At 70.9% G+C, this 15,482-nt stretch carries 12 protein-coding genes; 10 read left to right on the top strand and 2 right to left on the bottom strand.

Going from position 1 to position 15,482, the window contains the following annotated elements; all coding sequences use genetic code 11:
- Nucleotides 1-84: 84 nt before the first annotated feature.
- From Q5425_RS05350 to Q5425_RS05310, 9 genes are all read left to right on the top strand, one after another.
- Nucleotides 85-3,420 carry a HEAT repeat domain-containing protein gene (locus tag Q5425_RS05350; protein ID WP_308670965.1) on the top strand — a complete coding sequence of 1,112 codons (3,336 nt, stop codon included), beginning with the start codon at nt 85-87 and terminating at the stop codon, nt 3,418-3,420.
- Nucleotides 3,421-3,544: 124 nt separating this feature from the next.
- Entirely contained in the window at nt 3,545-4,369 is an 825-nt protein-coding gene (locus Q5425_RS05345) for a TIGR03084 family metal-binding protein (RefSeq protein WP_308670964.1), read from the top strand.
- A complete protein-coding gene (locus Q5425_RS05340; RefSeq protein ID WP_308670963.1) occupies nt 4,366-6,060 on the top strand; it encodes an acyclic terpene utilization AtuA family protein in 1,695 nt (564 codons plus the stop codon). Before Q5425_RS05345 ends, Q5425_RS05340 begins: the two co-directional genes overlap by 4 nt.
- A complete protein-coding gene (locus tag Q5425_RS05335; protein WP_308670962.1) occupies nt 6,057-7,205 on the top strand; it encodes an acyl-CoA dehydrogenase family protein in 1,149 nt (382 codons plus the stop codon). Before Q5425_RS05340 ends, Q5425_RS05335 begins: the two co-directional genes overlap by 4 nt.
- On the top strand, nt 7,202-8,800 hold the full coding sequence (locus Q5425_RS05330) for a carboxyl transferase domain-containing protein (RefSeq protein WP_308670961.1): 1,599 nt from the start codon (nt 7,202-7,204) through the stop codon (nt 8,798-8,800). The genes Q5425_RS05335 and Q5425_RS05330 overlap by 4 nt, the downstream gene beginning before the upstream one ends.
- Before the next feature lie 7 nt (nt 8,801-8,807).
- A complete protein-coding gene (locus tag Q5425_RS05325; RefSeq protein ID WP_308670960.1) occupies nt 8,808-10,784 on the top strand; it encodes a biotin carboxylase N-terminal domain-containing protein in 1,977 nt (658 codons plus the stop codon).
- Nucleotides 10,781-11,947 carry an acyl-CoA dehydrogenase gene (locus Q5425_RS05320; protein ID WP_308670959.1) on the top strand — a complete coding sequence of 389 codons (1,167 nt, stop codon included), beginning with the start codon at nt 10,781-10,783 and terminating at the stop codon, nt 11,945-11,947. Before Q5425_RS05325 ends, Q5425_RS05320 begins: the two co-directional genes overlap by 4 nt.
- Nucleotides 11,948-12,004: 57 nt before the next feature.
- Nucleotides 12,005-12,841 carry an NAD(P)-dependent oxidoreductase gene (locus Q5425_RS05315; RefSeq protein WP_308670958.1) on the top strand — a complete coding sequence of 279 codons (837 nt, stop codon included), beginning with the start codon at nt 12,005-12,007 and terminating at the stop codon, nt 12,839-12,841.
- Entirely contained in the window at nt 12,838-13,437 is a 600-nt protein-coding gene (locus Q5425_RS05310; protein WP_308670957.1) for a TetR family transcriptional regulator, read from the top strand. Before Q5425_RS05315 ends, Q5425_RS05310 begins: the two co-directional genes overlap by 4 nt.
- A gap of 91 nt (nt 13,438-13,528) precedes the next feature.
- On the opposite strand, the gene Q5425_RS05305 is transcribed toward Q5425_RS05310, so the two are convergent.
- Both Q5425_RS05305 and Q5425_RS05300 read right to left on the bottom strand, forming a co-directional pair.
- Nucleotides 13,529-13,957 carry a peptidase inhibitor family I36 protein gene (locus Q5425_RS05305; protein ID WP_308670956.1) on the bottom strand — a complete coding sequence of 143 codons (429 nt, stop codon included), beginning with the start codon at nt 13,955-13,957 and terminating at the stop codon, nt 13,529-13,531.
- A 56-nt stretch (nt 13,958-14,013) separates the two neighbouring features.
- A complete protein-coding gene (locus Q5425_RS05300; protein WP_308670955.1) occupies nt 14,014-15,048 on the bottom strand; it encodes a DJ-1/PfpI family protein in 1,035 nt (344 codons plus the stop codon).
- A gap of 172 nt (nt 15,049-15,220) precedes the next feature.
- Between Q5425_RS05300 and Q5425_RS05295 the strand changes: the two genes are divergently transcribed.
- Nucleotides 15,221-15,478, top strand: a complete 258-nt coding sequence (locus tag Q5425_RS05295) for a hypothetical protein (RefSeq protein WP_308670954.1) — start codon at nt 15,221-15,223, stop codon at nt 15,476-15,478.
- Nucleotides 15,479-15,482 lie beyond the last annotated feature (4 nt).

Raw genomic sequence — 15,482 nt, 5'->3', positions numbered from 1 at the left:
GTCGAGGTATCGAACGGGTGAAGCGGGCAGGCTGTGGGCTACGCTGCATGCTGCTTCGGGTGGACATTTCACCCGCTGCGGGGGATGAATGGCGGCGGGGAGGGAGTTATCGCTACGCGGAGTGAGCGTCGTCTATACGACGAGTTGCGCGCCCTCAGAGGGAGGGCCGACGCTGCGCGCCGCAAAGCCGGACTTCGTCCGTTGTCTCAGGACGAAACCGAACGGATCCTGCGTAAATCGCCGTATCTCGTCGCCGATTTTCGGGGCCAGCGCCTCAGCGACTGGCTGGCCGAAGATTTTTCGAAGACCAAGACGCCGTCGGTCGGCAGTTTGGCCGCCGTCTTCGCGCTGGTACGGGTCTGGAGCGAACTGGCCGGTGTCACCGCTCCGGCCGAGCGGTACTGGGCCGACCTGCTGGAGGCTGCCCAGCCCGGCCGATCCGCCAAGAGCCGGACGGCGGCCGAGGCCGATCCGGCAGGCAATCCGGCCCACTCCCTGATCGACGACTACATCGCGGCGGCCGTCCGCGCGGCTCGAGAACACCCGTACCCGGGTGTGTTGCCGGGGAACACGCCTCCGCTGACCGAGGTCTACGTCCGTCAGCGGGTGCGGGTGGGAGACCCGCGCGCGCGATCGGCGGTACCCGGGAAATTCGCGCGCCCGGTCTCCGCCTTGGCCGGCGAGGCGGCTCCGTGGACGTCCGTGCCGCCGCCCCGGCGTGTCTCGGGCCGGATGTCCGCCGAAGAAATCCTGGACAGGGATCGCCTCTGCGTGGTCGTCGGCACCCCGGGCGGGGGCAAGACCAGCCTCTTCCGCACCCACCTGATCCGGGCGGTGGAGGCGAGGAGGGCGGGTGAGCTCGAAACTTCGCTGCCGATCCTGGTGCCCGCGGCCGCCTTGTCGGGCAAACCGCTGGCGGCGGCGCTCGCGGAGGCGGCGACCGCCGAACTGAGCAGTTTCGGCCTGCTCGAGAAGCTGCCGGACGCCCTGTTCAAGGAGTGCCCGTACGAGGACGTGCCGTGGCTGGTCATGGTCGACGGACTCGACGAAATCACCGATACCGCCGCCCGCCGGAACCTGTTGGCCGCGCTGGAGCAGATCTCCGACGGCAGCCGCGGGCGTCAGTACCGGTTCGTCATCGCCACCCGTCCCCTGCCCGAATGGGAGCTCGGCGTCCTCGGAGCGCAGGCTCCGGTGTACGAGCTGGAACCGTTCACCTGGTCGGACCTGAACCGCGTTTCCACCGACTGGTTCCGGGTCCTCGGACTCGAGAATCCCGACCGGGTGGCCGAGCGGTTCGCGAGCACGGTGCGGCGGACCAGAGTCTTCGGGCTGGCCCGGACGCCGCTGATGGCGGCGCTGCTCTGTCAGCTGCACGGTGCGAACCCGGACGCTCCGTTGCCGGCCAGCCGCGGCGAGATCTACCGCAAGTACGTGGAGCAGCTGACCCGGCGCATGCAGAGCGCAGATCTGTCGGGTATCCAGGCTCAGGTGCGGGCCGGCTTGGCCCGCTACGGGGACGAGGCACTGGGGGAGGGCTGGCGGACACTCGAGCGCCTGCCGGAACTGATCTCCCAGTCGGCGGCAGAGTTGCGCGGTGGCTGCCCGGCGCCGATCCTGGACATCTTCTCGGGACTGCCCGGCGCCGCGTGTCCTCAACGGGTACCGGCCACCGTTTGGCGCGAGTACCTGCAAAGCCTGTTGCTGCGCAGCGGCCTGCTGGTCCTGCGTGGCGGGGAACTGTCGTTCTTCCACCAGACGGTCGAGGAGTTCCTGGCCGCGGCCCACGCGACGCGATCGGCGCCCGCCTGCCTGGAGTCGCTGGCCGCCCTCTTCGGGAGGCGTCGCGTCTCCTGCTTCGAACGGGTTCTCGGCCGGCGTGTCCCGCCGCCGCCGGAGGTGGACACGTCGTTCACGGGGTTCGTGCTCGACCAGTGCGGCGAAGTCCAGGATGCGGTCGCCGATCACCTGCTCCGGTTGGTCGACCGCGGCGGCTTGGCCGGGTGCGGGTTCATCGCCGTGCTGCTCCGCCTCGGCACCGATGTTCCGAGACGGGTCGTCCTGGCGATGGCGAGGAAGCTCGTCGACCTGGTCTGGGTCCTGGGCAACACCGCGAATCCCGCGCCTCCTCGTCGCGCCCGAGGTGTGGTGCGCAGTGATCAGGAGCGGTTCGAAAACGCTTTCCTGGCCCTGCGCCTGCTGGCCTCCATCGGTGCGGAGGACGCGCTCGATCGGCTGCGCTCGATCGCCCGCGACGCCGACCTCCACCCCGCCGTCCGTGCCAGGGCGGCCGAGGCGGTCGTCGACCTCGACGTCGATGTCACCGCCGCGGTCGGGCTTCTGGATGAGCTGGCGAGGAACGAATCGATCGGCTCGCGGATGCGAGCCACCCTGGCGGCGCGGGTCGAGTCGCTGGATCCGGACTACGTGTCCCGCCTGCTCGTCGATCTCGCTCGGGACGCCACGCTGGCCGGGCGGGAACGGGTCGCGTCGGTCATGACCCTGCGCGGCCACGAAGCCGCACTGGCGTCGGATCTGTTCGCCGAACTCGCCCTGGACACCAGGATGAGCGGGTACTCGCGGATCCGGTCCGCCGGCGTCCTGGCCGGTGCGGGGGACGTGCGCGGGATCGAATTGCTCGACGGACTGGCCCGGGCCGCGGACCTTCCGGTCTACGTGCGCGAGGAGGCGGTCCGTGCGCTGGTCAAGCACGGCGGTTCCAAGGCGGAGAACGCGTTGTCGAAGCTGGCTTCGGACCTTTCGATCGATCCGCACGTCGGGATCCGTGCTGCCGGTGCGTTGGCCGAACACGGGGACAAGGAAGCGCTGAAGGAGCTCGAACGCATCGCGACGCAGCACCTGAGTGACCACAACGTGCGGATCGGCGCGGTCGAAATGCTGGCCGCCATGGGGGAGTACCACTCGATGGAGCTGCTCGAGTCGCTGGTCCGGGACACGACGCTCGACGACGACGGACGGCTCCGGATCCTCGAGATCATGCTCGAAACCGGTGGCCGTCGCGGAGCCGACGCGGTGGATTCGCTGGTCGGCGACCGTTCTCTCGGCGACCGCGCCCGCGTCTTCGTCGCGGGCCTCCAAGGTTCCGTGGACCGGCCGGCCGCGGTTCGCACCCTCATCGACTTCATCGGTGACCGCAGGGTGGCGGGGGTGGCAAGGGTCGACGCGGCCGAGTTGCTCGCCCATTTCCTGCTCGGCGAGCACGCTCGGCTGCCGGACGCGGTGGATGTCCGGACACACCTCTCGGAAGACTTCCGGGTGGACCCCGTCGGCAACGTCGACCTGGACCGGGTCATGATCATCGATCTGATCGACGACCTGAGCCGCGACCGGAGAGTACCGAGAGCCGATCGCGGCCGGGCGTTCGAGGTTCTCCGCCGGTTCTCCCTGGAGCGGCGCTAGTCCGGTCCGGGCTGATGGAGGTTCTGGCTGCGCGGCCGTCTGGTGTCGCAGCGAAACAATCAGGCGTGCTTGATTTTTCCGCCCCCCGGTGCGACGCTGGCCGCAGGACGCAAGGAGGCGGGCGATGGCGGATCTCGGCGTGATCCTCGGGGATCTCGACGCGGAGACACGGACGATCGACGATGTGGTGGCGGAGCTGCCCGCGGCGGAGTGGGCGCGTGCGACACCGGCCGAAGGGTGGACGATCGCGCACCAGATCGCGCACCTGGCCTGGACCGATCGCAAGGCCCTGATCGCGGCCGCGCACCCGGAGCACTGGCAAGCCGAAGTCGAAGAACTCCTCAAAGCCGGGGAGACCTACGTCGACGACGGGGCCGCCGCCGGGGCGCAGCGACCGCCGGGGGAAATCCTCGAAGACTGGCGGGCGGGCCGGGAACAGCTCGCCGAAGCCCTCGCCGCGGTGCCCGGCGGGCAGAAACTGCCCTGGTACGGCCCGCCGATGAGCGCCGCCTCGATGGCGACCGCGCGGATGATGGAGACCTGGGCCCACGGCCAGGACGTCTTCGACGCCCTCGGCCGGACCCGGGAGCCGACCGCGCGGCTGTGGCACATTGCCCGCTTCGGCACCCGCACCCGCGACTTCGCCTACCTGACCCACTCGCTCGCTCCGCCGGCGAAGGAGTTCCGCGTCGAACTGACCGCGCCCGACGGCTCCACCTGGGCGTTCGGCCCCGAGGACGCCGAACAGAAGCTCACCGGCAGCGCGCTGGACTTCTGTCTCGTCGTCACCCAGCGGCGGCACCCGGCCGACACCGATCTGGCCGCCCACGGCGCCGACGTCGAAGAGTGGCTCGGCATCGCGCAGGCCTTCGCCGGCCCGCCCGGCAGCGGCCGGAAGCCGGGACAGTTCGCACCGCCGACGGACTCTCCTCCGCGGAGGCGGCAGTGACACAGCCGTACCGCATCGGCAACGCGTCCGGGTTCTACGGCGACCGGTTCTCCGCCGTCCGCGAGATGCTCACCGGCGGGCCGCTCGACGTCCTCACCGGGGACTACCTGGCCGAGCTGACCATGCTCATCCTCGGCCGCGACCGGATGAAGGACGCGACCCGCGGCTACGCCAAGACGTTCCTGCGCCAGATGGAGGAAAACCTCGGCCTGGCGCAGGAAAAGGGCGTCAAGATCGTCACCAACGCGGGCGGGCTCAACCCCGCCGGGCTCGCCGGCGCGCTCCGCGAGCTGGCCGGCCGGCTGGGCCTCGACGTCAAGATCGCGCACGTCGAAGGCGACGACCTCGTGGGCCGCGCCGAAGAACTGGGCCTCGGGAAACCGTTGACCGCCAACGCCTACCTCGGCGCCTGGGGCATCGCCGAATGCCTGAACGCGGGCGCGGACGTCGTCGTCACCGGGCGGGTCACCGACGCTTCGGTGATCGTCGGCCCGGCCGCCGCGCACTACGGCTGGGCCCGCGACGACTACGACGCCCTCGCCGGCGCGGTCGCCGCCGGGCACGTCATCGAGTGCGGTGCGCAGGCCACCGGCGGCAACTACGCCTTCTTCACCGAACACGCCCTGGGCGTCCCGGGGTTCCCGATCGCCGAGATCGAGGCCGACGGCTCCAGCGTCATCACCAAGCACCCGGGCACCGGGGGCGTGGTGAACGCCGGCACGGTCACCGCGCAGCTGCTGTACGAGATCACCGGCGCGCGCTACGCCGGGCCGGACGTCACGACCCGGTTCGACACGCTGTCGCTCACCGAAGACGGCCCCGATCGCGTCCGCATCTCCGGCGTCCGCGGGGAAGCGCCGCCACCGACCCTGAAGGTGGCGCTGAACACCCTCGGCGGCTTCCGCAACGAGACGACGTTCGTCCTCACCGGACTGGACATCGAGGCGAAAGCCGCGCTGGTGCGGGAACAGCTCGAAGCGTCCATGAAGGACCGGCCGCCCGCCGACGTGCGGTGGACCCTCGCCCGCACCGACCACGCCGATGCCGGTACCGAGCAGACCGCGAGCGCACTGCTGCACGTCGCCGTCAAGGACGCCGACCCGAAGGTGGCCGGCCGCGCGTTCACCGGCGCCGCCGTCGAACTCGCGCTGGCCAGCTACCCCGGCTTCCACGTCACCGCGCCGCCGTCGGACGCCTCGCCGTACGGCGTCTACACCGCGGCCTACGTGGACGCCGGCGAAGTCCCGCACGTCGCCGTGCTGCCTGACGGCATGCGGGTCGACATACCGCCTTCGGCGTACACGCGCGAGCTGTCCGAAGTGGACGAGCCCGCCCTGCCCGAACCCCTCGGCCACGGGCCGGTGCGGCGGGTGCCGCTGGGCACGATCGCCGGCGCCCGCAGCGGCGACAAGGGCGGCAACGCCAACCTCGGCGTCTGGGTGCGGTCGGACGAGGCCTGGCGGTGGCTGGTGCACCGGCTGACCGTCGCCGAGTTCCAGCGGCTGCTGCCCGAGACCGCGGCCCTGCCGGTGACGCGGTACCTGCTGCCCAACCTGCGGGCGGTGAACTTCGTCGTCGAAGGCATCCTCGGCGAGGGCGTCGCGTCGCAGGCGCGGTTCGACCCGCAGGCCAAGGCCCTGGGCGAGTGGCTGCGGTCGCGGGAGATCGACATCCCGGAGGCGCTGCTGTGACCGACCCCTTCCGGACCCCCGAACGGGCCGAACTGCGCACGACCGTGCGGAAGTTCGTCGAGCAGGAGGTCCTGCCGCACCTCGACGGCTGGGAACGCGCCGGCGAACTGCCCCGCGAACTGCACCGCAAGGCCGGTGACCTCGGCCTGCTGGGCGTCGCCTTCCCGGAGGAGATCGGCGGCGGGGACGGCAACTACCTCGACGCGCTGGTCGTCGCCGAGGAGATGCACTACGCGGGCGGTTCCGGCGGGCTGTTCGCGTCGCTGTTCACCTGCGGCATCGCCGTTCCGCACATCGCCGAGGCGGGCGATCCGGTCCAGGTCGAACGCTGGGTGCGCCCGGCACTGGCCGGGGACAAGATCGGCTCCCTGGCCGTCACCGAGCCCGACGGCGGCTCGGACGTCGCCGGCATCCGGACCACCGCCGTCCGCCAAGGTGACGAGTACGTCATCAACGGGGCGAAGACCTACATCACCTCCGGCTGCCGAGCGGATTTTGTGACGACGGTCGTGCGCACCGGCGGCGACGGCGCGCACGGGCTCTCGCTGATCGTCGTCGAGCGCGGGACACCCGGGTTCACCGTGTCGCGCAAGCTCGAAAAGATGGGCTGGCTCTGCTCCGACACCGCCGAGCTGTCCTACGTGGACGTCCGGGTGCCGGTGGAGAACCTGGTGGGCACCGAGAACAGCGGGTTCGCGCAGGTCGCCACCCAGTTCGTCACCGAACGGCTGTCGCTGGCCGTGCAGGCGTACGCGCACGCGCAACGGGCCCTCGACCTGACGCTGGACTGGTGCCGGCTGCGCGAGACGTTCGGCCGTCCGCTCATCTCCCGGCAGGTCGTGCAGCACAAGCTCACCGAAATGGCCCGGCGGGTGGACGTGGCCCGGACCTACACCCGGCAGGCCGCGATCCGGCACGTCTCGGGCGAGGAGGTCATCGCCGAAGCCTGTTTCGCCAAGAACACCGCCGTCGAAGCCGCCGAGTGGGTGGTCAACGAGGCCGTCCAGCTGCACGGCGGGCTCGGCTACATGCGCGAGTCCGAAGTGGAACGCCACTACCGCGACGTCCGGATCCTCGGCATCGGCGGCGGCACCACCGAGATCCTCACCGGCCTGGCCGCGAAGCGATTGGGATACACCTCGTGACAACTCTGAGGTCCACAGTGGACACGCGGGCCGCCGAGTTCGGCGCGAACCGCGAGGCGATGCTGGAAAAGCTCGCCGAGATCGACGCCGAGCAGGCCAAGGCCGTCGCCGGCGGCGGCGAGAAGTACGTCGAGCGGCACCGCAAGCGCGGCAAGCTCCTGGCCCGGGAACGGATCGAGCTGCTGCTCGACCCCGACTCGCCGTTCCTGGAGCTGTCGCCGCTGGCGGCCTGGGGCACCGACTACCGCGTCGGCGCGAGCCTGGTGACCGGGATCGGCGTCGTCGAAGGGGTCGAGTGCCTGGTCTCGGCCAGCGACCCGACGGTCAAGGGTGGCGCGAGCAACCCCTGGACGACCAAGAAGAGCTTCCGGGCGGCGGACATCGCCGCGCAGAACCGGCTGCCGTCGATCAACCTCGTCGAATCCGGCGGCGCGGACCTGCCGACGCAGAAGGAGATCTTCATCCCCGGCGGCCGGATCTTCCGGGACATCACCCGGGCCTCGGCCGCCGGCTGCCCGACGATCGCGCTGGTCTTCGGCAACTCCACGGCGGGCGGGGCGTACCTGCCGGGCATGTCCGACTACGTCGTGATGGTGAAGGAACGCGCCAAGGTGTTCCTCGGCGGGCCGCCGCTGGTCAAGATGGCCACCGGCGAGGAGTCCGACGACGAGTCGCTCGGCGGCGCCGAGATGCACGCGCGGACCTCGGGCCTGGCCGACTACCTGGCCGTCGACGAGCAGGACGCCATCCGCCTGGGCCGGAACATCGTCAAGCGGCTCAACTGGACAAAACAGGGGCCTTCGCCCAAGCCGGACTACGAAGAGCCGCTGTACGACGCCGAGGACCTGCTCGGCATCGTGCCGACCGACCTCAAGGTGCCGTTCGACCCCCGCGAGGTCATCGCCCGCGTCGTCGACGGTTCCGACTTCGACGAGTTCAAGCCGCTCTACGGATCGTCGCTGGTGACGGGCTGGGCGAGCATCCACGGCTACCCGGTCGGCGTGCTGGCCAACGCCCGGGGCGTGCTGTTCGGCGAGGAGTCGCAGAAGGCCGCGCAGTTCATCCAGCTGGCCAACCAGATCCACACACCGCTGGTGTTCCTGCACAACACGACCGGCTACATGGTCGGCAAGGAGTACGAGCAGAGCGGCATCATCAAGCACGGCGCGATGATGATCAACGCCGTGTCGAACTCGAAGGTGCCGCACCTGTCCGTCCTCATGGGAGCGTCCTACGGGGCCGGCCACTACGGGATGTGCGGCCGCGCCTACGATCCCCGGTTCCTGTTCGCGTGGCCGAGCGCGAAGTCCGCGGTGATGGGCCCGGCGCAGCTGGCCGGCGTGCTGTCCATCGTGGCCCGCGCGGCGGCCGAAAGCCGCGGCCAGGAGTACAACGAAGAGCACGACAAGGCCATGCGCGCCATGGTGGAGGGCCAGATCGAAGCCGAGTCGATGCCGATGTTCCTCTCCGGCATGCTCTACGACGACGGCATCATCGACCCGCGCGACACCCGCACCGTGCTCGGCCTGAGCCTGTCCGCGATCCACAATGGACCAGTGAAGGGCGCCGAGGGCTTCGGCGTCTTCCGGATGTGAGCGAGCGATGATCCAGAACCTGCTGGTCGCCAACCGCGGTGAGATCGCCCGCCGCGTCTTCCGCACCTGCCGTGACGCCGGGATCGGCACGGTGGCGGTGTTCTCCGACGCCGATGCCGCCGCCCCGCACGCCCTCGAAGCCGACGCAGCCGTCCGCTTGCCCGGCAACGCACCGTCGGAGACGTACCTGCGGGCCGAGCTGCTGGTGAAGGCCGCCGCCGACACCGGCGCCGACGCCGTGCACCCCGGTTACGGCTTCCTGTCCGAGAACGCGGCGTTCGCACGAGCCGTGCTCGATGCCGGGCTCACCTGGGTGGGGCCGCCGCCCGAGGCGATCGAGACCATGGGCTCCAAAGTGGAGTCCAAACGGCTGATGGCCGCCGCCGGTGTCCCCGTGCTGTCCGAACTGGACCCGGCGTCGGTGACCGACGCCGATCTCCCGCTGCTGGTCAAGGCGTCCGCCGGTGGCGGCGGCCGCGGGATGCGCGTGGTCCGCTCACTCGGCGAGCTGGCGGAAGCGGTGGAGGGCGCCAGTGCCGAGGCCGGATCCGCCTTCGGCGACCCGACCGTCTTCTGCGAGCGCTACCTGGAGACCGGGCGGCACATCGAGGTCCAGGTGCTGGCGGACCGGCACGGGACGGTGTGGGCGGTGGGGGAGCGGGAGTGCTCGATCCAGCGCCGGCACCAGAAGGTCGTCGAGGAGGCGCCGTCGCCGTTCGTCGACGCGGGGATGCGCGAGGAGCTGTTCGACGCCGCGCGCAAGGCCGCCAAGGCGATCGCCTACGTCGGCGCGGGCACGGTCGAATTCCTCGCCGGGCCCGACGGGCGGTTCTACTTCCTCGAGATGAACACCCGGCTGCAGGTCGAGCACCCGGTGACCGAAAACGTCACCGGCCTCGACCTGGTCGCGCTGCAGCTGCGGATCGCCGAGGGCGAGCGCCTCCCGGCCGACCCGCCGCCGACGGTGGGGCACGCCATCGAGGTCCGGCTCTACGCCGAAGACCCGGCGGCCGGCTGGCAACCGCAGAGCGGGACGCTGCACACGTTCGAAGTGCCCGATGTGGACCGTTCGTTCACGCACGGGCCCGGCCTGCGGCTCGACTCCGGCTTCGAGAGTGGTTCCGTGGTGGGCGTCCACTACGACCCGATGCTGGCCAAGGTGATCACCTGGGCGCCGACCCGCGCGGAGGCCGCCCGGCGGCTCGCCAAGGCTCTGGCGGTGGCGAAGATCCACGGTGTCGTCACCAACCGCGACCTGCTGGTGAACATCCTGCGCCATGAGGCGTTCCTGGCCGGGGAGACGGACACGGCGTTCTTCGACCGCCATGGCCTCGACACCCTGGCCGCGCCCTTGGCCACAGTGGATACCGAACGGCTCTCGGCCCTCGCGGCGGCGTTGGCGGACGCGTCGGGCAACCGGGCGTCGGCGACCACGCAGGGGCGGCTGCCCAGTGGCTGGCGCAACGTCCGCTCGGCCGGGCAGCGCAAGGTCTTCACCGTCGCGGATCGCGAGTACGCAGTGGACTACTCGCTGACCCGTGACGGCCTTCGCGCCGAAGGGTTCGGTGCCGAGCTGGTCACCGCCGAGCCGGGCCGGGTCGTCCTGGACGTCGGCGGGGTGCGGCGCACCTTCGACGTCGCCCGGCACGACGGTGTGTCCTATGTGGATTCGGCGCTGGGGTCGGTGGCGCTGACGGTGGCGCCGCGCTTCGCTGACCCGGACGCGGCCCTGGCGGCCGGGTCACTGGTCGCGCCGATGCCGGGCACCGTCGTCCGGCTCGCTGTGCAGGCCGGGGATCCGGTCAAGGCCGGCGACCCGTTGCTGTGGCTCGAGGCGATGAAGATGGAACACCGGATCGCCGCCCCGGCCGACGGCGTGGTGACCGAGCTGCCGGTGACCGTGGGCCAACAGGTCGAAGTGGGCACGATCCTCGCCGTCGTCGGAGACGCGCAATCGGACACTGTGGTGGGAGACGAAGCATGAACGCCATGAACTTCATCGAGCCGGAGGAGCGGATCGCGCTCCGGAAGGCCGTCGCCGAGCTCGGCGCCAAGTACGGGCACGAGTACTACGCCCGCAAGGCCCGCGCGGACGAGAAGACCCACGAGCTGTGGGACGAGGCCGGGCGGCTGGGCTACCTCGGTGTCAACATCCCCGAGGAGTACGGCGGCGGGGGCGCGGGCATCGCCGACCTCGCCGCGGTGCTGGAGGAACTGGCCGCCGCGGGCTCGCCGTTGCTGCTCATGGTCGTCTCGCCGGCCATCTGCGGCACCGTGATCTCCCGGTTCGGCACCGAAGAGCAGAAGAAGCAGTGGCTGCCCGGCATCGCCGACGGCACCAAGCGGATGGTCTTCGCGATCACCGAGCCGGACGCCGGGTCGAACTCGCACAAGATCACCACCACCGCGCGCCGTGACGCCGGCGGCTGGGTCCTGAACGGGCGCAAGGTCTACATCTCCGGCGTCGACGAGGCCGACGCGGTGCTCGTCGTCGGCCGCATGGAGGACTCGAAGACCGGCAAGCTCAAGCCCGCGCTGTTCATCCTGCCGACGGGCACCCCGGGCTTCGAGTACACGAAGATCCCGATGGACATCGTCGCGCCGGAGGACCAGTTCTCGCTCTTCCTCGACGACGTCAAGCTTCCGGCCGAAGCGCTCGTCGGCGAGGAGGACGCGGCGATCGCGCAGCTGTTCGCCGGGCTCAACCCCGAACGCATCATGGGCGCGTCGTTCTCCCTCGGCATCGCCCGGTACGCGCTCTCCAAAGCCGTCTCCTACGCCAACCAGCGCCAGGTCTGGGGCGCCCCGATCGGCACCCACCAGGGCCTCGCGCACCCCCTCGCCGAGATCAAGATCGAGCTCGAGCTGGCCAAGCTGATGACGCAGAAGGCGGCTTCGCTCTACGACTCGGGTGACGACTTCAGCGCGGGCGAGTCGGCCAACATGGCCAAGTACGCCGCCGCCGAAGTCGCCATCCGCGCGACCGACCAGGCCGTGCAGACCCACGGCGGCAACGGCCTGGCCACCGAGTACGGCCTGGGCACGCTGGTCACCGCCGTCCGGCTGGGCCGGATCGCGCCGGTCAGCCGCGAGATGGTCCTCAACTTCGTCGGCCAGCACAGCCTCGGCCTCCCCAAGTCCTACTGACTACAGAACCGGAAGCGTAGCTTTCACGTGAAAGCTCCGCTTTCGCCGGAGGGATGCATGTCCGATCTCGGTGGCAAGACGATCATCATGTCCGGTGGCAGCCGCGGCATCGGTGAGGCGATCGCGGTCCGGGCGGCGAAGGACGGCGCGAACGTCGCCCTGCTGGCGAAGACGGCCGAGCCGCACCCGAAGCTGCCCGGGACCATCTACACCGCCGCGGAGGCCATCGAGGAGGCGGGCGGGCACGCGCTGCCGATCCTCGGCGACGTCCGCGACGACGACGGTGTGGCCGCGGCCGTGGCGAAGACCGTCGAGCAGTTCGGCGGCATCGACATCGTCGTGAACAACGCCAGCGCGATCGACCTGACGCCGACCGAGCAGGTCAGCATGAAGCGGTACGACCTGATGCAGGACATCAACGCGCGCGGCACGTTCCTGCTGTCCAAACTGGCCATTCCGCACCTGCGCCGGGCGGCGAACCCGCACATCCTGACGCTGTCGCCGCCGATCAGCCTCGACGAGAAGTGGTTCACCGCCGGGCACCTCGCCTACAGCATCGCCAAGTACTCGATGAGCCTGGTGACGGTGGGGCTCGCGGCGGAGCTGCGCGCCGACGGCGTCGCGGTCAACTCCCTCTGGCCGCGCACGACCATCAACACGGCGGCGATCCGCAACGTCGTCGGCGCCGAGCTGGCCGACCGCAGCCGGACGCCGGAGATCATGGCCGACGCGGCGTACGCGATCCTCACCAAACCGAGCGGCGAGGCAACCGGGAACTTCTTCCTCGACGACGAGGTGCTGCGCGCTTCCGGTGTCACGGATTTCTCGAAGTACCGCGTCGGCGGCACCGCGGAAGAAGATCTCCAGCTCGACTTCTGGGTGGAACCGGCTTGACCGGCGTCCGCGAACCCCAGCAGGAGCGCAGCCGCACGACGCGGCGGCGGCTGATCGAGGCCGCGCTCGACAGCTTCGGCGAGCGCGGCTGGCACGGCGTGACGGTGGCCGGGATCGCCGAGCGCGCCGGCGTCTCCCGCGGCGCGGCGCAGCACCACTTCCCGGCGCGCGAGGACCTCGTGGTGGCGGCGGTCGACCTGCTCGGGGAGGCCCAGATCGAGGAGCTGCGGGCCCAGGCCGCCGGCCTGCCGAGCGGGGCGTCGCGCATCGAGCGCGTTGTGGAGATGGTGCTGAACCTGTACACGGGACCGCTGTTCCGCGCGGCGTTGCAGCTGTGGTCGGTCGCGGCGACCGACGAAGCCCTGCGTGACGTGCTGGTGCCGCTGGAGGCCCGGGTCGGGCGCGAGGCGCACCGGGTGACGGTGGAGCTGCTCGGCGTCGACGAGTCCCGGCCCGGGGTGCGGGAACTGGTCCAGGCGACGTTGGACCTGGCCCGCGGGCTCGGGCTGGCGAACCTCCTGACGGACGACACCCGGCGGCGGCGCCAGATCGTGCGGGAGTGGGCCCGGACGCTGGAGCTGCGGCTGGCCGGGTGAGCCGCCCAGGTGACGCGCGTCGATCACCTGGGCGGCCAGCACGCCGACGACGAGCTGCCGCCGAGGACCGGCTTGTTCGCGCCGCCCGGGACTACGGGCAACCGATGAAGCCGATCGACGAAGCCCGGTCGTTCCAGTCGGGGGTGAAGGGCCCGTTGCTCGGGGCAGGCATGGTGTTGTCCGGGTCGCCGCCGTTGATGCCCGCGGAGACGCAGTACTTCTGGCCGGTGAAGTTGGCCCAGGAGCTGGCGTCGTCGTTGAAGTCGCCCCCGCTGCACCCCGAACACTTGATGGTCCGGAAGTCGGGGGTGTAGGTACCGGCTCGCCAACCGGCCATGAATCCGGTGTAGTTGATGTGCTGCCACAGACACACGGAGCCGGCGGGGCAGTCGGCCAGTCCCGCGGCCTCCACGTACAGCACCGGTGCGGTGGCGGCGTTCGCCGTGGCCGGCGCCGCCGCGGCGACGAGTGCTGCGGCACCCGCCACGGCGAGGGAAGCCTTGGTGAAGAAGCGGTGCATGGTGGTCTCCGTTCTCCGGTTCGGTGGGCGTGGCCCGCGAAAGCCCGGACGAGGACCTACGGCTCGCGGGTCCGCCCCTCACGCCGGAGAGTCTTCGGATCCTCCTTGCCCAGCGGTGGCGGCATGTCCACCATCCTGCGAATCGTGTCTCCGGTCATCCCGTAGTGGCTCAGGAACGCCTGCCGCAACGTCTCCGCCGACCGGAACCCGCAGCGCCGGGCGATCGCGACCAGCGACAGTTCGCTACCGCGCACCAGGTGGGCGGCCGCTTCGGTCCGCGCCACCCGGACCGCCCGCGCCGGCGTGACCCCCCATTGGCTCGTGAACAGCCGGGCGAGGTGCCGGGTGCTGATCCCGGCGCGGGCCGCCAGCGCGGGCGGGCTGAGGTCTTCGGCGAGGTGGGTGGCGATGTAGCCGGTCAGGTCGCGCACGACCCGGTCGCCCGGCGGCGGGGCCAGGAACGTGCTGATCTGCGCTTGATCGGCGGGCCGGTGCAGGTAGGCGACCATCTCCCGGGCGACCTCCCGGGCCAGCGTGGGACCGTGGTCGTCCTCGACCAGCGCCAGCGCGAGGTCCAGCGCACTCGTGACACCGGCGGAGGTGTAGACGTTGCCGTCGCGCACGTAGAGGGGGGCGGGGTCCACGGTGACGGCGGGGAACACCGAGGCCATCAGCTCGCTGTAGCCCCAGTGGGTGGTGGCCCGGCGGCCGTCGAGCAACCCCGCCGCGGCCAGCACGAACGCGCCCGTGCACACCGAGGCGATCCGCCGGCTCCGGGGAGCCAGCCGCCGTACCTGCGTCAGCAGCCCTTCGTCGGTCATCGCCGTCTCGGTGCCGTGGCCGCCGACGACCAGCAACGTGTCGATCCGGCCGGTCACCGACGCCAGCCTCCGGCCCCCGGTCAGACCGATCCCGGACGAGCTGCGCACCGCCCTCCCGGTCACCGACCCGAGTTCGACCGCGTACGGCGGGTTCGCCCCGTACTCGTTCGCGATTTCGAACGTCGCGCTCGAGCACGCGACATCGAGGATCTGCGCGTCGTCGTAGGCGACGACCAGCACTCGCCGGGTCACCGTGCACCGAACATCCATACCGCTGTCCCCCGCCCCGTGGACCGCAAAGCCCAGCGTACGCGGGTCAGTCGCCCGACCAGGCTCGAAGCGGAACCTCGGCCGCATCCCCCGCGTCATAGTGCCGTAAGTAACACAATCGGCCCAATGGGCGAATGACAGTTAGTAGTGATTCTGAGGGGAAGGCAGTCCGGTGTCCGGTTCAGGAGTCGAGCTCACCCACCGCGCGATGGCCATGCTGAGGGCGGTGGCCGCCGGTCGTGCGCAGATGTCGTGCAGCTGCGAGCCGGACCTCTTCATCGATGGATTCGCCTGTTGCGATCAAATGACCGCCCACGCGCTGGCGCACGGCGGTTACCTCCGGCCCGCCCCCGAAGGCGCCACGGGGCGGGTGGCCGCCGAGCTGACCGAGGCGGGGCGGGCCGTGCTGGCGGTGGCCGTCGCCGCCTGATCGG

The sequence above is a fragment of the Amycolatopsis sp. A133 genome, assembly GCF_031082405.1.
Taxonomy (GTDB): Bacteria; Actinomycetota; Actinomycetes; order Mycobacteriales; family Pseudonocardiaceae; genus Amycolatopsis.
This window is presented reverse-complemented; position numbering and strand designations above follow the sequence as displayed.